This is a genomic window from Sphingosinithalassobacter tenebrarum, assembly GCF_011057975.1.
Taxonomy (GTDB): Bacteria; Pseudomonadota; Alphaproteobacteria; order Sphingomonadales; family Sphingomonadaceae; genus Sphingomonas; species Sphingomonas tenebrarum.
The window spans coordinates 162034-180425 of the sequence record NZ_CP049109.1; the positions used below are offsets into that span (position 1 = coordinate 162034).

The following is an 18392-nucleotide window of genomic DNA, read 5'->3' on the forward strand; positions in this document are numbered from 1 at the left end:
GCTTGGCCGAACGCTTACCGGATAGCAAGGTCCCGGCGTTATTGCGCCGCTTCGAGGGGATCGAGAGGGGCAATGCGAGGGACGACAACCATCTGGCGCGCGCTGGCGCAAGCGCGGCGCGACCGGCTATCCGAATCGGGCGAAGCCGCACCCATATCCGAATCGCCGGCGGCAACGCGCCGCGCACTGCTGGCGGGCATCGCCGCGACCGGCGCGATCGGCACGGCAGGCGCGCTGGCGGCGCTGCCCCGCGGCGGCCCGGCCTTTACCGGCGGGCGAGTCGCGATCGTCGGCGGCGGCATGGCGGGGCTTTCGGCGCTCCACCGGCTGACAGGCGAAGGGATCGACGCGCGGCTGTACGAAGCATCGCGCAGGATCGGCGGGCGTATCCATACCCAACGCGGCGAAGGCGGCGATCCGACGTTCGAAGTCGGCGGACAGCTGGTCAATACCGATCATGGCGACATGCACGCGCTGCTGCGCGAATTCGGCATCGCGCTGATTGATCGCAAGGCTGGCACGCACAAGACGCTGGTGATCGCGAACGGCAAGCCGCTGTCGCAGGACAGGCTGGTCGCGGGGCTGGGCCCGATCGCGGCGCAGATCGGCGCCGACGCCGATCGGCTCGATGCCGATTATGCCGGCCAGGCGCCACGGATCGACCGGCTTTCGATCGCGCAGTATCTGGATCTGCATGCCGATCTGATGCCCGAACCCTGGGTCCGCCGCCTGCTCGAAGCGACCAGCCGTTCCGAATATGGCGCAGAGCCCGAAGCCGCTTCCGCACTCGGCCTTGTCTTCAACCTGCCCACGGTCGAGGGGCGCCGCGTCGACGTGCTGGGCGGCGCGGACGAACGCTATCTGATCGAAGGGGGCAGCGACACACTGCCCCGCGCGCTGGCGGCGCGCCACGCCAACCGAATCGAGACCGGGCGGCGGCTCGTGCGGATCGAACGCGATGGCGGCGCGATGCGGCTGCGTTTCGCCGACGGCGACAGCGCCCGCGCCGACCGCGTGATCGTCGCGCTGCCCGCCGGGATCGCCGGCCGCATCGCCTATGACGTGCCGATACCGCCGATATGGCACCGCTTTCACAAGGAAATCGCGCTCGGCACCAACGAAAAGGTGCAAGTGGCCACCACCGCCCGTCCCGGCGCGCAGGCGTGCGGAACCGGCGGCGAAGTGTGGCAGACCGATGCCGGCGGCGGCTGGTCGCAAGGCTGGGACGGCTCGGTGCATGGCGCCAGCGGTGTCTCGCCGGTATGGACCTGGTATCTGGGCGGCGACGAAGCGCTGGCGCGGACCAAGCCGCCGCGTGATCAGGCCGCGTCCTTTGCCGGCGCCGTTGCGCGATCGATGCCCGAACTGTCGCCCGGATCGCGCGTCGTCCGCCGTACCGCCTGGCACCGCGACCCGCTGATCGGCGGCGGCTATGTCAATTACGCGCCGGGCGTGCTCACCCGCTATGCCAAGCTGCTGTGGATCGAAGGCGCCGGGCACTCGCGCGTGGACAGCGGGCGTATCCAGTTCGCCGGCGAGCATCTGTCGGACGCCTTTCCTGGCTATATGAACGGCGCGGCGCAGACCGGGCGGATGGCGGCAGAGGCGCTGATCGGCGAAGGGCGCGCGGCGGCGGCCTGATACGCGCCGCTTGAACGGCGCGGCGCGCGGGCCTAACGACACCCGCCTATGTCCGAAGACACGCGTTTTGGCCTCGGCCGCACCGTGACGCTGCCGGGGCCGCTGCGGCTCGACGGCGGCGGCTCGCTCGCGCCCGTCGAAATCGCCTATGAAACCTATGGCACGCTCGCCCCCGATGCGAGCAACGCGATCCTCGTCTGCCATGCGCTGACCGGCGACCAGCATGTCGCTTCGGAGCATCCGCGCACCGGCAAACCGGGCTGGTGGACGCGGATGGTCGGGCCGGGCAAGCCGATCGACACCGATCGCTTCTGCGTCATCTGCACCAATGTCCTCGGCAGCTGCATGGGATCCTCGGGCCCGGCGAGCCGGAACCCGGCGACGGGAACGCCCTATGCGATGGCATTCCCTGTCATCACCATCCGCGACATGGTGCGCGCGCAGGCGATGCTGCTCGACCATCTCGGTATCGAACGGCTGTTCGCGATCGTCGGCGGATCGATGGGCGGGATGCAGGCGCTCAGCTGGACCGCGACCTATCCCGATCGCGTCGCCGCGGCGGTCGTGATCGCTTCGACCGCACGGCATTCGGCGCAGAATATCGCGTTCCACGAAGTCGGACGTCAGGCGATCATGGCCGATCCCGACTGGCGCGACGGCAATTACTATGCCGCCGACACCACGCCGAGCGCGGGCCTCGCCGTCGCGCGGATGGCCGCGCATATCACCTATCTCTCCGAAGCAGGGCTGACCGAGAAATTCGGCCGCAAGCTGCAGGGGCGCGAAGCCAAGACCTTCGGCTTCGACGCAGATTTCCAGGTGGAAAGCTATCTGCGCTATCAGGGGCTGAGCTTCACCGACCGGTTCGACGCGAACAGCTATCTCTACATCACCCGCGCGATGGACTATTTCGACCTCGCCGAGGAACATGGCGGCATGCTCGCCAATGCCTTTCGCAGTTCGCGGGCGCGATTCTGCGTGGTGAGCTTCGATACCGACTGGCTCTATCCGACGGCCGAATCGCGCGCCGTCGTCCGCGCGCTCAACGCCGCCGCCGCGCCGGCGAGCTTCGTCGAGCTGAGCTCGCCCTTCGGCCATGACGCCTTCCTGCTCGAAAATGCCGAGCTGGCGCGCCTCGTCGACGGGTTTCTGCGCGCGGGAGATGGCAAGTGACCGCTCTGCGCCCCGATCTCGCGATCATCGCCGACAATGTCGCGCCAGGCAGTCGCGTGCTCGATGTCGGCTGCGGCGACGGCGCGCTGATGGCGGCGTTACGCGACGAACGGCAATGCGATGCACGCGGGCTCGAGCTCGACGGGCATAACGTCGCCGCGGCGATGGCGCGCGGCCTTTCGGTGGTGCAGGGCGATGCCGATACCGATCTTGCCGACTATCCCGACAGCGCGTTCGATTACGCGATCCTCAGCCAGACGCTGCAGACGACGCGGCGTCCCGACATCGTTCTCGAAAACCTGCTGCGAATCGGGCGGCAGGCCTTCGTGTCCTTCCCCAATTTCGCGCATTGGCGGATGCGCGCTGCGCTGGTGACACACGGACGGATGCCGATCACGCGGCAATTGCCGCTCGCCTGGTATGATACGCCCAACATCCACCACCTCTCGATCGACGATTTCCGCGATTTCGTGAACGCGCGCGGGATCGCTGTCGAAGGATGCTGGTTTCTTGCCGGAGAGAAGCGCCGCGGATCCGGCTGGGCCAATCTGCTTGCCCAGCACGCGGTGTTCCTGCTGCGAAGATAAGGGACCGGTCATGAGCGAACGTCATATCACCGCGCTGCACGGCGCCTATCGCGACGATATCGGCGACCTGGTGACGCGCCGCCCAGTGCCCGGGCCGCAGATCGACCGAATCGGCGCCTTTCTGTTTCTCAATCATCACGGCCCGCAAACCTATCCGCCGGGCAATGGCGGCCTGCCTTTCGGGCCGCATCCGCATCGCGGTTTCGAAACCGTCACCTTCATTCTCGACGGCGAATTGGCGCATGCCGATTCGGCGGGGCACGAAAGCGTGATCCGCGCGGGCGGCATTCAGTGGATGACCGCGGGCAAGGGCGTGGTGCATGCCGAACTTTCGCCCGAGAGCTTCAAGGCCGAAGGCGGACCGATGGAAATCCTCCAGCTCTGGGTCAATCTGCCCGCACGGCTCAAGATGACCGAGCCGCGCTATATCGGCGCGCAGGCCGATGCGATTCCGGTGGTGGCGGGCGAGGGCGCGACCGTCCACCTCGTTTCGGGAAGCTATGGCGGCGTAAAGGGGCCGGTCGATTCGCTCACCGGCGTCTTCATGAGCTGGGCGACGATCGAAGCGAGGGGATCGGCGACCTTCGATGGCCTCCGGGGTCGCGACGTATTTCTCTACGCGGTGCGGGGCGATGTTTCGGTCGCGGGCACGGCGCTGCCCGAACACCATCTCGCCGAACTGGGCGACGGCGACAGCGTCACAATCTCGGCAGATGCCCCGGCGGTGATCCTGTTCGGCCATGCCGATCCGATCGACGAGCCAGTCGTCGCGCACGGCCCCTTCGTGATGAACAGCGCCGAGGAAATCCGCCAGGCCTATAGCGACTATCGGGCAGGCCGGTTCGGCAATGCCCGCATGGTCGAGGCCTAGAAAAAGGCCGAGCTCGCCTTGCGCAGACGCTCGATCACATTGGCTTCGCGGATCCTGCGATAGCGCGCCATGATCAGGCTGAAGACGCCGAACACGAGCAACCCGACGGCAACGGCATCATAGAGCCACCCCATGTCGCGCAGCGAATCAAGCGCAGCCTGAAAGCTCAGCTCCTGCCGCTCGCCGCCGAAGGTGAAATCGAGCACCTGCCACGCCAGCGCCGCGAAAACCGCCGCGCGCGCGGCATAGCCGACGCGACCGATGACCGCGGTCCATTGCGGCGCTTCGGCATCGAGCAGCTTCATGAACTTGCCCGTGGCCGCCTTGACGCCCTGGTTGATCGCGGCGCCGATCAGCCCGACACCGACGATACCCAGCGCCACCGATCCACCGGGCAGCTCAAGGATGTTCTGCGCCGCTTCGGTGCCGCCCCCGCCGCTGCCCGAGCTACCGCCCGACAGCGCGATCTTCGTTGCTAGATAGGCAAGGATCAGATGCGTGATGCCGCTCGCGGCATGGCCGATGCGCTTGGCGAGCCCCTTGGCGTCCTCGCCGTCGTCGCGAATGTCGATCGCGGCGCCATAGGCGCGGAACAGGCCGTAGCCGAACAGGCCGAACGCCGTCAGCATCAGCAACGGCGTACCGAGCGGCATGTCGCGTATATCGGTCAGCACGCTCGCCGTGCCTTCGCTCTGCCCGCTCGACAGCGTCAGATAACCGATCAGGAAATAGACGATCGCACGCGCCAGATAGCCGGCGCGGGCGAAATTCTCGATCTTGACGACATTGTCCAAGCGACGGCCTCCCGATTGCAGTCGTGGGGAGAGCGTTTGGGCGGCGGCGCGAGTTCCCGCCCGCCTCAATCTTCCTGCGCGCGCAGCCGTCGCCGCTCGACGGGGCGCGTCAGGCAGCTCGGATCGGCCGCCGCTTCCTTCTCGCCATAGGCGAACAGGTCGCGCATGAAGTCCTGATCGAACAGATCGGGGTCGGTCTCGGGAAAGTCCTCGCCGATCGCGCAGACCGAAAGGCGATAATTGTTACGCGCGGCATAGCGGCGCAATTCGACGACTGAACGCCGGTCCGCTTCGGTCAGCGCAGCGGAAAGCGCGCGCTCCATGATGTCGAACGTCTTTGGCGCAGTCACTTCGAAATGCGGTGCGATCCGGCCATTATAGAGCAAGGTGATCTGCGCCCCGCGCGGCGCCGGCGCATCCTCGTCGGCGTCCATCACCGATCGCGGCAGCGCGAGAAAGCCCGAAGTGACGCCGCCATCGACATGCAGCTCGGTAAACTGCTTCGCTCCCGCGCGCACCGATATGCCGACCGGCGGAAAGGCGCCGGGAATCGCCGCGGAGGCAAGCAGCACCTGGCGGAACAGCGCCAGCTTGCGCGGATAGCCGCTCGCCGCGATCGCGCCCATGTCCCACACCACGCCGCGCTGCGCATCGAGATTGGTGGTCATCACCAGCAGGCGGCGGCCGGCGGCATATTCGCGCGCGATCGCGTCGAGCAGATCGGGCGTAACGTGCCGCGCGATCAGATCCGCGAGCGGCCCGTTGTCGAGCAGGCTCGCTCCGCCGAGCAGGCCGCTCAAGACCTGCTGGCGATAGATATCGTCGGCGGTAATGCCGGTGTAGAGCGCGCGCAGTGCATCGTCATAGTCGCTGCCCAGAAAGGCGAAGGGGGCGATCAGCGCGCCGGTGCTGACGCCGGTGACGATGGTGAAGTCCGGCCGCGTGCCCGCTTCGCTCCAGCCGACGAGCAGCCCGGCGGCAAAGGCGCCCTTGTCCGATCCGCCCGAAATCGCGAGCAGCCGGATCGGCTCGCCCTGATTGCGCGCGTCGAGCACGCGGCGGCGCCAGAGTTCGAAATCGGCCGGGCCGCCATCGGCCCAGTAGCGTACATGCTCGCCGGGGATGACTTCGGCCTGTGCCTGATCGGAGACGCTGTGCGGCACGCGATCGGGCCAGGACGACGCACAGCCGGCAAGCGCCAGCGCGAGCATCAGGCCGGATAGGAAACGTGCCGCCATCGCCCGGCGCCTTTCGGGAATCAGAAGGGGACGTCGTCGTCCAGATCGTCGGGGAAGTCGCTGCCGCCACCGAAACCGCCACCGCCGCCGCCACCGCCCGAGCGGCCACCACCGCCGCCACCGCCGAAGCCGCCGCCCGAGGACTGGCCGGCATAGTCGCCGCCGCCGCCCCAGTCGTCATTGCTGCGGCCGCCGCCGCCGCCACCGCCCTGGCCGCCGCCGGGCGAATCGAGCATCGTCAGCACGGAATTGAAGCCCTGCAGCACGACTTCGGTCGAATAGCGGTCATTGCCCGACTGGTCCTGCCACTTCCGCGTCTGCAGCTGGCCCTCAATATAGACCTTGCTGCCCTTGCGCAGATAGCGTTCGGCGATGTTGGCGAGCCCTTCGTTGAAGATCGCCACCGAATGCCATTCGGTCTTTTCGCGGCGCTCGCCGGTGTTGCGGTCCTTCCAGCTTTCGCTGGTGGCGATGCGCAGATTGCACACCTTGCCGCCGTTCTGGAACGTCCGGGTCTCGGGATCGCGGCCGAGATTTCCGACGAGAATAACCTTGTTGACACTGCCCGCCATGAAGACTCCGCCTTGCGAGGGATAGGATGATGCACCGCGCAGGAAGCGCGATATGATGCAAAATGCAACTCGAACGCAGAGCTACTATCGATGGCCGAAATCATCAATATGAACCGCGCGCGAAAGGCGCGCGCCGCCGCCGCGAGGAAAGCCGAGGCGGAAGCGAATCGCGTCCGCTTCGGCCGCACCAGGGCGCAGAAGAAAGCCGATGCGGAGCAGGCCGCACGCGTCGATCGCGCGCTCGATGAAGCGAAGCGCGAGGATTAGAGGCCGATCGCGACAGCGGTCCAGTAAGTGACACCCGCCATCACATAGGCGAGCCCGAACAGATAGCCGACCATGAACAGCGGCCATTTCCACCCATTCGTCTCGCGCCGGGTGATCGCGATGGTCGAAATGCATTGCGGCGCGAAGACGAACCACATCAGGAAGGCAAGCGCGGTCGGCAGCGTCCAGCGTTCGCGCAGATTGGTGACGATCGCACGCTCGCCCGCCGAATCCTCGGGATTGTCGATCGCATAGACCGTTCCGATCGCCGCCACCGCCACTTCGCGCGCGGCCATTGCCGGAATCAGCGCGAGCGAGATGTCGCGGTTGAAGCCGATCGGTTCGACCAGCACTTCGATTCCCTGCGAAACGCGCCCGGCAACCGAATAATCGACCGGAGAGACGTCGCTGCCCGCCGGCGGCTTGGGAAAGCTGAGCAGCGCCCAGAGGATGATCGTGGTGACGAGAATGATCGTGCCGGCGCGCTTGAGGAAGATCAGCGCGCGCTGCCACAGGCCGAGCAGCAGATCGTTGAAGCGCGGCCACTGATATTTGGGCATTTCCATCATGAAGCCCGACGATGCGCCGCGCGTCACCGTGCGCCGCAGCAGCAGCGAGGCGCCCATCGCGCCCAATATGCCGAAGATATACAGGCCGAACAGCACCAGCCCCTGCAGCCCTACGAAGCCGCCTACCGTCTGGTTGGGAATGAAGGCGCCGATGATGATCGTATAGACCGGCAATCGCGCCGAACAGGTCATCAGCGGCGCGATCAGGATCGTCGCCAGCCGTTCCTTTTCGTCGCTGATCGTCCGCGTCGCCATGATGCCGGGCACCGCGCAGGCGAAACTCGACAACAGCGGGATGAAGGCGCGGCCCGACAGGCCGACGCTGGCCATCACCCGATCCATCAGAAATGCCGCGCGGACCATATATCCCGAGGCTTCGAGGATCAGGATGAAGGCGAAGAGGATCAGGATCTGCGGCAGGAAGACGACGACCGCGCCGACGCCGCCGATCACGCCGTCGACCACCGCCGATCGGATCAGTCCGTCGGGCAGGATCGCCGATGCGCCCTCGCCGACCCAGCCGACCAGCGACTCGATCCAGCCGATCGGCGCTTCGGACCAGGCGAAAACCGCCTGGAACATCACGAACATCAGCGCGAGCAGGATGACCGGCCCGGCAACGGGATGCAGCACGATCGAATCGATGCGATGCGTCCAGCGGCGCGTCGCGGTTTCGGAAACCGTGACGGCCTTGGCGATCTGTCGCGCGCGACGCTGCAGCGTACGGAAATCATGTTCGGCGCGCGCCTCGACCGGCGCCTTCGCCGGCTGCGACACCGCGTCGTCGATCCGCGCACGCAATTCATCGAGGCCGCGCCGACGCACCGCGACGGTGGCCACTACCGGCACGCCCAGCTCGCGTTCCAGTGCCTCGGCATCGAGCGTCAGTCCGTCGCGCTCGGCCAGATCGATCATGTTGAGCGCGACCACCACCGGAATACCGAGTGCGATCAGTTGCAGCGTGAAGCGCAGGTGATTGTCGAGATTGGCGGCGTCGACAACGACCACGATAGCATCGGGGCGGCGCTCGCCTTCCTGCTTGCCGAGCAGCACGTCGCGCGTGACCTGCTCGTCGAGGCTCGAAGGATCGAGGCTGTAGGCGCCCGGCAAGTCGACCAGTTCGACCGGGCGTCCGTCGTCGAGCGTCATTCGGCCCGCATGGCGTTCCACGGTCACGCCGGGATAATTGCCGACTTTCTGACGCGCGCCGGTGAGCGCGTTGAACAGGGCGCTTTTCCCGGCATTGGGATTGCCGGCCATGGCGATCAGCGGCGCGGGGTTCATTTCTGGCTCAGCCGTCCCGTTCCACGCGGATCGCACCGGCGACATGGCGACGCATCGCCACCGTCATGCGACCGATCCGGCACGCCACCGGTCCGCCGAGCACGCCCGACCGCTTGATCAGCGCGACATCGACGCCTTCGTCCAGCCCCAGTTCGCGCAGGCGGCGCGCCTCGGGCGGAGACAGCAGCGCCCAATCGACGTCGGTGACGCGCGCGGGCTGGTTGCACGCAAGGTCGAGCAGCCGGAGCGGAGCGGAAATGTCAGGTGCAGTCGCCATTATCGCGACTGATTATCAATAACGGACGTCGATTTCCAGCGATTCTTGCGCGAAATCGCCCGGTGGATGCGATCGTCACACTGCCGGATAGCGCAGCCGGCCGATAAAGCGCGAAAGGCTGGGCCGTCGCTCGGCGCTTCCCAGCCATTTCGCCTTGGTCTTTTCGAACTGCATGACATTATCGATCCGCCGCGAAAGGAAGGCGCGCGTCGCTTCGTGATCCTCGCTTTCGTCGTCGAGGAATACCAGCACGGTCGCGGCATAGATGCCCGCCAGCATCCCGCGCTTGGTATAGTGATTGTAATCGGTCGCGGTGTCGCCCGCCAGCCGCCACATCCGGTCGGCCGAGCGCCAGCCGAGCCTGGCGGCGCGGGTCGCGTTCTGCGGCATCGCCAGGATCGCGAGCGCGCGGCGCAGCGCCTCGCGCTTGCCCGACATCAGCTCGAGCCGGGTTTCGACCAGCGCCGCGATCCGCTCCCGGATCTTCATATTGTCGAGCGCGCCGCCCGCAAATCGCTGTGCCATTGCCGCGTCGATGCTTTCGAACCAGGCATCGATCATGTCGGGCGCGCCGCCGGGATAGACGAGCGTCGCGACATCGGCGTCGACACCGTTCGTCGCGGCCGCCATCGCCACGGCTTCGCTGTTCCAGCCGTCGAACGCGGCATTGGTCGCCACGTCGCCGGCCAGCGCCGGCCGCAATTCGTCGAGCGTCGCGTCGGAAAGGTCGCGGGCCATGACTCAGTCTCCTTTGCCATCCGACTTAGTCGCATCGTCGTCATCCGCAAGCGCCTCGGCGGCGAGTCTGGCAGGCGGGGGACCGCGACGCACCAGCACCAGGGCAGCCGCAACCAGCAACGCGCCGATCCAGTCGGCACCGGTCAGCCGCTCGTCATAGACGATCCAGCCGGTGATCCCCGCAACGATCGGCTGCAGCAGCAGCGCGATGCCGATGAGGATCGGCGGCAAATGGCCGAGCGCATAGCTCATCAGCCCCTGCCCCAGCAGCTGGCTCGACAGGGTAAGGATCACGAGCGGCACCCAGTCAATCGGCACGAACCGCTCGCCCAGCGCCAGCGACAGGACCAGCAGCGGCGCCAGCGTCGCGAGCGAAATCATCGCCAGCGCCGGCGCGGGCGCCAGCCGCATCCGCGCGCGGGCCATGCAGATGAAATAGACCGCATAGAGCACACCGGCGAGCAGGCAGAACAGGTCGCCCGCCAGATTGCGCGCCGATAGTTCCGCCGATCGCCCCATCAGCAGCGCCGCGCCCCCGGCCGCCAGCGCCAGCGCGACCGCCTGCCAGCGCGTCGGCCACATCCGCGCGATCAGAAAGCCGTAGATCGGATAGATGAGCGTCGCCGAATTGCCGAACAGCGTGGCATTGGCGAGCGTGGTCCGCACGATCCCGGTGTGCCAGCTCGCCAGGTCGCCCGCGAAGGCCACGCCGCCAAGCGCGATCACGAACCAGAGCCCGCGCGAATCGCGCACCGGATTCGATCCGGTGGCGAACGCGACCATGAACAGCACCGGCACCGCCATAGCCAGCCGCCAGAAGGCCGCCGCGACCGGGCCGACATCGGCCATCCGCACCAGCATCGGACCGAAGGCGAGCGCGATATTGGCGACGATCACAGCCGCCACCGCCGTCACCGAAGGCGAATGGCTATGCGGCGAGGTAGATTTTCTTTCGCTACCGGTTCGATGCATGCGCCCCTGTAACGCCCTATCTGCGTCGCGTCGTCATTCAGTGAGGAAAATCCATGCCCAGCCTGTTCGATCCGATCGACCTCGGTGCGATCCATGCGCCCAACCGCCTTCTGATGGCCCCGCTCACCCGCGCGCGCGCCACCGACGATCATGTCCCGACGCCGATCATGGCCGAATATTATGCCCAGCGCGCCAGTGCCGGGCTGATCATTTCCGAAGCGACCGGGATCAGCCGCGAAGGGCTCGGCTGGCCGAATGCGCCGGGCCTCTGGACGCACGAACAGGTCGAGGCATGGAAGCCGGTCACCGAAGCGGTGCACAAGGCCGGCGGCCGGATCGTCGCGCAGCTCTGGCATATGGGTCGGCTCTGCCCGCCCGACGTCATCGGCATGCAACCGGTGTCCTCTTCAGCCACGCTGGCGCCGCCGCGTCCGGGCAATAGCGGCCGCAATCCCTATGCCGAAGCTCGCCCGGCGACGCAGGATGATATCGCCCGCATTCTCGACGATTATGCCGCCGCGACGCGCAACGCGCTCGAAGCCGGATTCGACGGCGTGCAGCTGCACGGCGCGAACGGCTATCTGATCGACCAGTTCCTGCGCGACAATTCGAATTTCCGTGACGACGCCTATGGCGGCGCGCCCGAAAACCGCATCCGCCTGCTCCGCGAAGCCACGCAACGGCTGATCGGCGAAGCGGGCGCGGGGCGGGTGTCGGTGCGCCTGTCGCCCAACGGCGAAACGCAAGGGTGCGACGACAGCGATCCGAAATCGGTATTCGTGCCCGCCGCCAGGGCGCTCGCCGAGCTCGGTATCGGCTTTCTCGAGCTGCGCGAACAGGCGCCCGACGGCACCTTCGGCAGCAGCGACGTGCCCAAGCTTTCGCCCGATATCCGCAAGGTGTTTCCCGGGCCGCTCGTGCTCAACCAGGATTACGAACTCGACAGCGCGCAGGCCGATCTCGATTCGGGGCTTGCCGATGCAATCGCCTTCGGCCGCAAATTCCTCGCCAATCCCGATCTGCCCGAGCGGCTGCGCACCGGCGCCGGCCTCAATACGCCGAACCCGAGGACATTCTACGCTCCCGGCGCGGAAGGCTATACTGATTATCCGCCGCTGTCGGCGGCTTCCTGAGCGAGGCTGTCGACCAACCCCGCCATGCCCAGCCGCGCCCGGGTGCGCAGCCGCGAATTTCCGAGCGCGATCACGGCGGGAATCAGCAGCCAGGGCATGGCGAAGCACAGAACGGCAAGGAGCACCGCCGCAACCAGCGCCAGCGCGCCGATGCTTTGCACCGCCGGCTCGCGATCGGAGCGTAGCGTGACGGTACGCGGCCCCTTGGCATCCCACCAGCTCGCCGTGCGCAGCAGCGTGCGGCCCTCGACATCCTGCCCCATCGGCATGGCGCGGGCGCTGCGCTTGCGCGGCGCCTTCCACGCTTCGTCGCGGCGCGGCGGCGCGCGATCTAGGGGGCGGCGTTCCTCGCCAAGATTCTTGGGAATCGGTGTTTTGGGCGTCGCGGGCGGGCGCCCGTCATGCCAGGTGTCGACGACCTGCAGCCGCCGGTTGCGCTCGACCACGCGATAGCGTGACGGAGGCGCCTCGACCGCCATCAGCCGCCGAAGCGTTCCCGCAGCACGAGCATCGCCAGCGCCGCCTTGGCCGCCTCGCCGCCCTTGTCCTTCTGCCCGGGATCGGCGCGGACCAGCGCCTGCTGCTCGTTCTCGACCGTCAGGATGCCGTTGCCGATCGCAAGCCCGTCCATCGTCAGCGCCATCAGCCCGCGCGCGCTTTCGTTCGAGACGATTTCGAAATGATAGGTCTCGCCGCGAATGACGATGCCGAGCGCGACGAACGCGTCGTAGCGGCCGGTTTCGGCCGCCATCGCGATCGCGCCGGGCACTTCGAGCGCGCCGGGCACGGTGATCGTTTCGAACTGATGCCCTGCTTCGGCGACGGCATCGCGCGCGCCTTTGAGCAGCATGTCATTGAGCTCGCCGTAGAATCGCGCCTCGACAATCAGCACCCGTGCCATCGGCTCAGTCCTCCGAACCGCAATCGATCGGCCGTTCGCCGACGATGCGCAGGCCATAGCCGTCCAGCCCGACCAGTGTGTGATGGCTGTTGGTCAGCAATTCCATCTCGCCCACGCCCAGCTCGGTCAGGATCATCGCGCCGACGCCATAGTCGCGCAACTCGTCCATGTCCGAAGGGGGCAGCGCGCCCGATTTGGCCTGGAGCGCAGTGGTGAACTGGTCCGGGCGCGGCTTGTTGATGACGACGACGACGCCCGACCCTTCCGCGCCGATGATTTCCATCGACCGCTGGAGCATGTCGCTGCGCGGCCCGCCCTCGCCGAAAATGTCGGCGAAGGGCGACAGCGCGTGCATGCGCACCAAAGTCGGCTTGCTCGAATCGATCCGGCCCTTGACCAATGCGACCTGCTCGGTGCCCGACGCCTTGTTCCAGAAGGTCATCGCCGTCCAGTCGCCGCCCCAGCGGCTCGAGAAGCGCGCTTCGGAGCGCTTCTCGACCAGATGATCGTGGCGCAGGCGATAGGCGATCAGGTCGCGGATCGTGCCGATCTTGAGATTGTGGCGCTGCGCGAACGGCATCAGATCGTCGAGCCGCGACATCGTCCCGTCCTCGTTCATGATCTCGCAGATCACGCCCGAGGGATTGAGCCCCGCCAGCCGCGCGACATCGACCGCCGCTTCGGTATGTCCCGCGCGCACCAGCACGCCGCCGTCGCGCGCGACGAGCGGGAAGACATGGCCGGGGGTGACGATATCGTGCGCGTCCTTGGTCGAATCGATCGCCACCGAAATGGTGCGCGCACGATCAGCCGCCGAAATCCCGGTGGTAACGCCTTCGCGTGCCTCGATCGACACAGTGAAGGCGGTTTCGTGCCGCGTACCGTTCTTGCGACTCATCAGGTCGAGCCCCAGCGTGTCGACGCGCGATCTGGTCATGGCGAGGCAGATCAGCCCGCGGCCGAATTTCGCCATGAAATTGACTGCGTCGGGAGTCGCCATCTGCGCGGGGATGACCAGGTCGCCTTCATTCTCGCGATCCTCGTCATCGACCAGGATGAACATGCGCCCGTTGCGCGCCTCATCGATGATCTCCTCTGGCGAGGAAAGGAATCCGTGGCGCAGATGCGCGAGTTCAGCCTTGGGCACGATAGGTCTCCATGCGCTTCAGATAGCGAGCGAGCACGTCGATTTCGAGATTGACGAGCTGCCCCACGTCGAGCGCACCCAATGTGGTTACAGAAAAAGTGTGCGGAATGATGTTGAGATCGAAATCGCTCTGTTCGGGATGATCGCGAACGGCGTTGACCGTCAGCGACACGCCGTCGACCGTGATCGATCCCTTGGCGGCGAGGAACGGCGCTATTTCGCGCGGCGCCGAAATGGTGAAACGATGCGATCCGCCCTGCGCGGCGATGTCGACCACTTCGCCGATGCCATCGACATGGCCGGTGACGATATGCCCGCCCAGTTCATCGCCGACCTTCATCGCGCGCTCGAGGTTGAGCCTGCGCCCGGCGGTCCACATGCCGGTCGCGGTGCGCGACACGGTTTCGCCCGAAACATCGACCGCGAACCAGTTGTCGCCGGTCCCGACGACGGTCAGGCACACGCCCGAACAGGCGATCGAAGCGCCCAGCGCGATGGTGTCGGTCGCCCAGGACGTGGCGATGCGCACATGCAGGTCGCCGCGATCCGTGATGGATTCGATCGTGCCGATATCGGTGATGATGCCAGTGAACATGAAACCTCTCAGGCGCGCAGGTAGACCTCCAGCCGGTCGCTGCCAAGCATGCGCGTGTCGGAAAGCCGCCAGCGGTCATGCGCATCGGCGAGCGAACCGAGGCCGATATCGCCCAATGCCGGACGCCCGGCGCCGATCAGGATCGGCGCGCGATAGAGCAGCAGCCGGTCGACGAGATCGGCGGCCAGAAACGCCGCGGCCGCCTGCGCGCCGCCTTCGACGAAGAGATGATCGACCTTTTCGAGCGATGCTATGTCGGCCGGAGTCGCAATCGCCTGCCAGCCTTCGGGAGCGGCGCCCCGGGTCAGCAGCAATCGGCGCGGGGCGCGCTGTTCCAGCCCGGCAAGCCGCACGTCGAGCCGGGGTGCATCGGCATCGAATGTGCCCCGCCCGACCAGAATCGCCTCGTGCCGAGCGCGTTCGAGATGGACGTGCGCGCGCGCCTGTGGCCCGGTTATCCAGCGGCTCTCCCCGGAGGCAAGCGCGATCTGCCCGTCCAGCGATGTCGCGAGCTTGAGCGTGACCAAGGGACGACCCAGGTCACGCCGCGCGAGAAACCCGCCCATCGCCGACGCGGCGTCGCGCGCGAGCACCCCGCTCTCGACCGAAATGCCGGTCCGCACCAGCCTGGCCGCGCCTTTTCCGTCGGTTCGCGGATCCGAGTCGCCCAGCGCATAGACGACTCGCGCCACGCCCGCTGTCGCCAGCAGGTCGGCACAGGCGGGGCCGCGCGCCGATGCATGCGCGCAGGGTTCGAGCGTCACATAGGCAGTGGCGCCGCGCGCCGCGTCTCCCGCCTGCGCCAGCGCCATCGCCTCGGCATGCGGGCGCCCGCCGGGCTGTGTCCAGCCGCGACCGATCACGCGCCTGTCGCGGACGATCACACATCCGACATTGGGATTGGGCGCGGTCCGTCCGCGCCCGCGCAGCGACAGGGCGAGCGCGGCCGCCATCCAGCGGCTGTCGTCGTTCAGAATCCCCATTCGCGCAGGCTGTTGTCGAGACGCTGATAGCCGGCCTGGCGCTCGCGTCGCTTGGCTTCGAGCGCGGCTTCCTCGGCGCGCCGCTTCTCGGCGTCTATTTTCTGCTGTTCGATGATTTCGGCGTCGGTCCGGTTGAGCGGCCAACTGTCGACATAGATGATCTCGCGCTCCTTATAGGGCGTCTCGAAGCTCGAATCGGCCCAGAAGGCGAACAGGATATAGGCCGTCACCAGCGCCGCCAGCCCCGCGAAGACCAGCTTGTGGCGCCGCTGCTTGGACAGGAAGAAGCGCAGGTCGCGCCAGGCCCGGGTCGGGGAAAAGAAGCGGAGTATGTTCATCCGGCCCGCTAGATAGGCGCGCACGGAGCCGAGGGCCAGCCCCGCGCGCGACCGGTCAGCGATCGATGGTGAAACGCACCGTCATCGTCTTCCAGCTTTCCTGCGGCACATCGCCGCGCGTCGCCGGCTTGAAGCGCCAGCGGGTCAGCGCCTGGCGTCGGGTGTTTTTCATAGAACGCATCGCTGTCGGCGCGCACCTTGCGCACTTCGCTGACGCGTCCGTCGGTACCGATCAGCACGCGCACGACCACCACGCCTTCGTTGCCGCGGCGCCGCTCGAGCGGGGGATAATCGGGCTGGAGGTTCTCTGCATATCGAGGATCGACCTGCGCCTCGACCAACGGCAGCGGCGCGGGCTCGACTGGGCCGCTTGCAGCGCCGCCAGAGGGGATGCCGATATTGTCGATCGGTCCGATCGGCGGAAGCTCGACGGGAATCCGTGTCGTGCCCTGGATCGGATTGACCGGTTCGACCGGGATGATCGGATCGGGCGTTACGATCGGGGGCTGGACGACCTGTTCGACGGGCGTGTCCGGCCTGGGCTCGACCTTCTGCTCGATCGGATCCGGGGGCGGCGGGTCCTTCGGCACGTTATAGGTCTCGATCGCGCCCTTCGGCGGCAGGATGCCGATCTGCGGCGCGGCGTAGATCATGCCCAGGATCATCAGTCCGTTGATCGCAAGGGCGGCGGAAAAACTCGCTGCGCGCGAGCCGGGCGAAATTCTGGAACGATCGGCAATCATGGTCCGGCCTCCATCTCCTCGACCGGGCTCTCCTCCCGGCCATTTAGAGATGATACATCATCACGAGATGTTGTAAAGTATCATACCCGGCGCCATTTTCGCAGCGCTTCCGGGACCGTTCGCCAATCGAATAGTCTCAGGCCGAAGCCGCCGCCGCGCGCAGGCGCGCAACGGCGCGTGCGCGCCCGATCAGCGGCAGAAGCGCTGCCATTTCCGGGCCGTGATCGCGCCCGGTAAGCGCCTGGCGCAGCGGCAGGAACAGCGGCTTGCCCTTGCGCCCGGTCTGCGCCTTGAGCGCGCCGGTGAGCGCCTGCCAGGGTGTCCCGGACCAGTCGATCGCCTCGGCAGCCTGCACCGCCATTGCCAGAAAGTCCCGATCCTCGTCGGAAAGCCCGGGCTTCGTGATCGGCCCTTCGATGACCTGCCACCAGTCCTGCGCCTCGCTCACCTTGGCGAGATTGGGGCGCACCGCTTCCCATGCCGTGGCATCGACACCCTCGGGCAGCCGGTCGGCGACCGCATCGAACGGCAGTTGATGCACGATCCGCGCATTGAGCGCCGCCAGTTCGCCTTCGTCGAACCGCGCCGGGGCGCGCCCGAAGCGCGAGAAGCTGAACGATTGGATCAGCGGCGCGGGATCGGCGAAGGGCTCGACCGCATCGGACGTGCCCAGCCGCGCGAGCAGCGCGACCAGCGCCTGCGGCTCGATCCCCTCCTCGCGGAAATGCGACACGCCGAGCGACCCCAGCCGCTTCGAAAGCTTGCCTTCGCTCCCCGTAAGCAGCGCGGCATGCGCGAAGACCGGCGGCGTCGCGCCCAGCGCCTCGAACATCTGGATCTGCGCGGCGGTGTTCGAAACATGGTCCTCGCCGCGCACGACATGCGTGATGCCCATCTCGATATCGTCGATCACCGAGGGCAGCAGATAGAGCCAGCTGCCGTCGCCGCGCCGGATCACCGGATCGCTCAGCGCCGCGGGATCGAATTTCTGGAAGCCGCGCACCCGATCGTCCCAGATGATGGGCGCGTCATGCGCAAGCTTGAATCGCCAGTGCGGCGTCCGCCCCTCGGCTTCGTACGCCGCGCGCTGTTCGTCACTGAGCTTGAGCGCCGCACGGTCATACACCGGCGGCAGTCCACGTCCGAGCAAGACCTTGCGCCGCAAGTCGAGCTCCTCGGGCGTTTCATATGCGGGATAGACGCGCCCCGCCGACACCAGCTCGGCGAACCGCGCTTCATAGCGATCGAAACGTTCCGACTGGCGCGCCTCGCCATCGGGCACGATTCCCATCCAGGCAAGGTCGGCGCGTGCCGCATCGACATATTCCTCACGCGAACGCTCGCGGTCGGTATCGTCGATGCGCAGCAGGAAACGGCCCCCCTGCGAGCGCGCGAACAGCCAGTTATGCAGCGCGGTGCGCAAGTTGCCGACATGCAACAGCCCGGTCGGGCTCGGCGCAAAGCGGGTTGTGACGGTCATCGCGCCGCTCTAGGGAGCCCGCAACGGGGCGGCAATGCCCCTTTGCTCATTCCGCCTCCCGCTCTTAAGGAGCGGGATAGCCTTGGCCT

At 67.0% G+C, this 18392-nt stretch carries 21 protein-coding genes; 6 read left to right on the forward strand and 15 right to left on the reverse strand.

Going from position 1 to position 18392, the window contains the following annotated elements:
* Positions 1 to 72: 72 nt before the first annotated feature.
* Genes G5C33_RS00830 through G5C33_RS00845 form a run of 4 tightly spaced genes read left to right on the forward strand, consistent with a single transcriptional unit; the run spans position 73 to position 4272 of the window.
* Positions 73 to 1641 (forward strand): flavin monoamine oxidase family protein, encoded by a 1569-nt coding sequence (locus G5C33_RS00830; RefSeq protein WP_165325476.1) that lies wholly within the window; start codon positions 73 to 75, stop codon positions 1639 to 1641.
* A 48-nt stretch (positions 1642 to 1689) separates the two neighbouring features.
* Complete coding sequence (gene metX / locus G5C33_RS00835) at positions 1690 to 2814, forward strand: homoserine O-acetyltransferase MetX (protein ID WP_165325477.1); 1125 nt, start codon at positions 1690 to 1692, stop codon at positions 2812 to 2814.
* The gene (metW, locus tag G5C33_RS00840; protein WP_165325478.1) at positions 2811 to 3401 is read left to right on the forward strand and encodes a methionine biosynthesis protein MetW; all 591 of its coding nucleotides are present in this window, start codon (positions 2811 to 2813) and stop codon (positions 3399 to 3401) included. The genes metX and metW overlap by 4 nt, the downstream gene beginning before the upstream one ends.
* A gap of 10 nt (positions 3402 to 3411) precedes the next feature.
* Positions 3412 to 4272, forward strand: coding sequence for a pirin family protein (locus G5C33_RS00845; RefSeq protein WP_165325479.1), 861 nt, complete (start codon positions 3412 to 3414; stop codon positions 4270 to 4272).
* Here the strand turns inward: G5C33_RS00845 and G5C33_RS00850 are convergent.
* From G5C33_RS00850 to ssb, 3 genes are all read right to left on the reverse strand, one after another.
* Entirely contained in the window at positions 4269 to 5066 is a 798-nt protein-coding gene (locus tag G5C33_RS00850) for a DUF1206 domain-containing protein (protein ID WP_165325480.1), read from the reverse strand. The genes G5C33_RS00845 and G5C33_RS00850 overlap by 4 nt on opposite strands.
* 65 nt (positions 5067 to 5131) lie before the next feature.
* Positions 5132 to 6304 carry a patatin-like phospholipase family protein gene (locus G5C33_RS00855; protein ID WP_165325481.1) on the reverse strand — a complete coding sequence of 391 codons (1173 nt, stop codon included), beginning with the start codon at positions 6302 to 6304 and terminating at the stop codon, positions 5132 to 5134.
* A 20-nt stretch (positions 6305 to 6324) separates the two neighbouring features.
* Positions 6325 to 6876: a single-stranded DNA-binding protein gene (gene ssb, locus G5C33_RS00860; protein WP_165325482.1), complete on the reverse strand. Its 552-nt coding sequence runs from the start codon at positions 6874 to 6876 to the stop codon at positions 6325 to 6327.
* 90 nt (positions 6877 to 6966) lie between these two features.
* Between ssb and G5C33_RS00865 the strand changes: the two genes are divergently transcribed.
* Positions 6967 to 7143 carry a DUF4169 family protein gene (locus tag G5C33_RS00865; RefSeq protein ID WP_165325483.1) on the forward strand — a complete coding sequence of 59 codons (177 nt, stop codon included), beginning with the start codon at positions 6967 to 6969 and terminating at the stop codon, positions 7141 to 7143.
* Here G5C33_RS00865 and feoB read toward each other — a convergent pair.
* The 4 genes from feoB to G5C33_RS00885 all read right to left on the reverse strand — a co-directional run bounded on the left by feoB (position 7140) and on the right by G5C33_RS00885 (position 10983).
* The gene (gene feoB / locus G5C33_RS00870) at positions 7140 to 8996 is read right to left on the reverse strand and encodes a ferrous iron transporter B (RefSeq protein ID WP_165325484.1); all 1857 of its coding nucleotides are present in this window, start codon (positions 8994 to 8996) and stop codon (positions 7140 to 7142) included. The genes G5C33_RS00865 and feoB overlap by 4 nt on opposite strands.
* A gap of 7 nt (positions 8997 to 9003) precedes the next feature.
* Entirely contained in the window at positions 9004 to 9273 is a 270-nt protein-coding gene (locus G5C33_RS00875) for a FeoA family protein (protein WP_165325485.1), read from the reverse strand.
* Between the two features lie 75 nt (positions 9274 to 9348).
* Entirely contained in the window at positions 9349 to 10011 is a 663-nt protein-coding gene (locus tag G5C33_RS00880; protein ID WP_165325486.1) for a COQ9 family protein, read from the reverse strand.
* 3 nt (positions 10012 to 10014) lie between these two features.
* Positions 10015 to 10983 (reverse strand): DMT family transporter, encoded by a 969-nt coding sequence (locus G5C33_RS00885; protein ID WP_165325487.1) that lies wholly within the window; start codon positions 10981 to 10983, stop codon positions 10015 to 10017.
* Between the two features lie 53 nt (positions 10984 to 11036).
* Here G5C33_RS00885 and G5C33_RS00890 point away from each other — a divergent pair, with 53 nt between their 5' ends.
* Positions 11037 to 12116, forward strand: coding sequence for an alkene reductase (locus G5C33_RS00890; RefSeq protein ID WP_165325488.1), 1080 nt, complete (start codon positions 11037 to 11039; stop codon positions 12114 to 12116).
* Here G5C33_RS00890 and G5C33_RS00895 read toward each other — a convergent pair.
* From G5C33_RS00895 to gltX, 8 genes are all read right to left on the reverse strand, one after another.
* Complete coding sequence (locus G5C33_RS00895; protein WP_165325489.1) at positions 12089 to 12595, reverse strand: hypothetical protein; 507 nt, start codon at positions 12593 to 12595, stop codon at positions 12089 to 12091. The genes G5C33_RS00890 and G5C33_RS00895 overlap by 28 nt on opposite strands.
* The gene (ribH, locus tag G5C33_RS00900) at positions 12595 to 13017 is read right to left on the reverse strand and encodes a 6,7-dimethyl-8-ribityllumazine synthase (protein WP_165325490.1); all 423 of its coding nucleotides are present in this window, start codon (positions 13015 to 13017) and stop codon (positions 12595 to 12597) included. Before ribH ends, G5C33_RS00895 begins: the two co-directional genes overlap by 1 nt.
* 4 nt (positions 13018 to 13021) lie before the next feature.
* Entirely contained in the window at positions 13022 to 14164 is a 1143-nt protein-coding gene (gene ribB, locus G5C33_RS00905; RefSeq protein ID WP_165325491.1) for a 3,4-dihydroxy-2-butanone-4-phosphate synthase, read from the reverse strand.
* Positions 14151 to 14759: a riboflavin synthase gene (locus G5C33_RS00910; protein ID WP_165325492.1), complete on the reverse strand. Its 609-nt coding sequence runs from the start codon at positions 14757 to 14759 to the stop codon at positions 14151 to 14153. The genes ribB and G5C33_RS00910 overlap by 14 nt, the downstream gene beginning before the upstream one ends.
* A gap of 8 nt (positions 14760 to 14767) precedes the next feature.
* A complete protein-coding gene (gene ribD / locus G5C33_RS00915; RefSeq protein ID WP_266095913.1) occupies positions 14768 to 15742 on the reverse strand; it encodes a bifunctional diaminohydroxyphosphoribosylaminopyrimidine deaminase/5-amino-6-(5-phosphoribosylamino)uracil reductase RibD in 975 nt (324 codons plus the stop codon).
* Complete coding sequence (locus tag G5C33_RS00920) at positions 15730 to 16080, reverse strand: hypothetical protein (RefSeq protein WP_165325493.1); 351 nt, start codon at positions 16078 to 16080, stop codon at positions 15730 to 15732. Before G5C33_RS00920 ends, ribD begins: the two co-directional genes overlap by 13 nt.
* A gap of 8 nt (positions 16081 to 16088) precedes the next feature.
* Positions 16089 to 16823: an energy transducer TonB gene (locus G5C33_RS00925; RefSeq protein WP_228275148.1), complete on the reverse strand. Its 735-nt coding sequence runs from the start codon at positions 16821 to 16823 to the stop codon at positions 16089 to 16091.
* Between the two features lie 136 nt (positions 16824 to 16959).
* Entirely contained in the window at positions 16960 to 18303 is a 1344-nt protein-coding gene (gene gltX / locus G5C33_RS00930) for a glutamate--tRNA ligase (RefSeq protein WP_165325494.1), read from the reverse strand.
* Positions 18304 to 18392: the final 89 nt, after the last annotated feature.

Coding starts and splice junctions, on each gene's coding strand:
- G5C33_RS00925 (WP_228275148.1), bottom strand. CDS start 16,823: ATGATTGCCGATCGTTCCAGAATTTCGCCCGGCTCGCGCGCAGCGAGT.
- ribD (WP_266095913.1), bottom strand. CDS start 15,742: ATGGGGATTCTGAACGACGACAGCCGCTGGATGGCGGCCGCGCTCGCC.
- G5C33_RS00845 (WP_165325479.1), top strand. CDS start 3,412: ATGAGCGAACGTCATATCACCGCGCTGCACGGCGCCTATCGCGACGAT.
- G5C33_RS00865 (WP_165325483.1), top strand. CDS start 6,967: ATGGCCGAAATCATCAATATGAACCGCGCGCGAAAGGCGCGCGCCGCC.
- feoB (WP_165325484.1), bottom strand. CDS start 8,996: ATGAACCCCGCGCCGCTGATCGCCATGGCCGGCAATCCCAATGCCGGG.
- metX (WP_165325477.1), top strand. CDS start 1,690: ATGTCCGAAGACACGCGTTTTGGCCTCGGCCGCACCGTGACGCTGCCG.
- G5C33_RS00885 (WP_165325487.1), bottom strand. CDS start 10,983: ATGCATCGAACCGGTAGCGAAAGAAAATCTACCTCGCCGCATAGCCAT.
- G5C33_RS00830 (WP_165325476.1), top strand. CDS start 73: ATGCGAGGGACGACAACCATCTGGCGCGCGCTGGCGCAAGCGCGGCGC.
- gltX (WP_165325494.1), bottom strand. CDS start 18,303: ATGACCGTCACAACCCGCTTTGCGCCGAGCCCGACCGGGCTGTTGCAT.
- G5C33_RS00910 (WP_165325492.1), bottom strand. CDS start 14,759: ATGTTCACTGGCATCATCACCGATATCGGCACGATCGAATCCATCACG.
- G5C33_RS00880 (WP_165325486.1), bottom strand. CDS start 10,011: ATGGCCCGCGACCTTTCCGACGCGACGCTCGACGAATTGCGGCCGGCG.
- G5C33_RS00895 (WP_165325489.1), bottom strand. CDS start 12,595: ATGGCGGTCGAGGCGCCTCCGTCACGCTATCGCGTGGTCGAGCGCAAC.
- ribH (WP_165325490.1), bottom strand. CDS start 13,017: ATGGCACGGGTGCTGATTGTCGAGGCGCGATTCTACGGCGAGCTCAAT.
- ssb (WP_165325482.1), bottom strand. CDS start 6,876: ATGGCGGGCAGTGTCAACAAGGTTATTCTCGTCGGAAATCTCGGCCGC.
- G5C33_RS00920 (WP_165325493.1), bottom strand. CDS start 16,080: ATGAACATACTCCGCTTCTTTTCCCCGACCCGGGCCTGGCGCGACCTG.
- G5C33_RS00855 (WP_165325481.1), bottom strand. CDS start 6,304: ATGGCGGCACGTTTCCTATCCGGCCTGATGCTCGCGCTGGCGCTTGCC.
- G5C33_RS00890 (WP_165325488.1), top strand. CDS start 11,037: ATGCCCAGCCTGTTCGATCCGATCGACCTCGGTGCGATCCATGCGCCC.
- G5C33_RS00875 (WP_165325485.1), bottom strand. CDS start 9,273: ATGGCGACTGCACCTGACATTTCCGCTCCGCTCCGGCTGCTCGACCTT.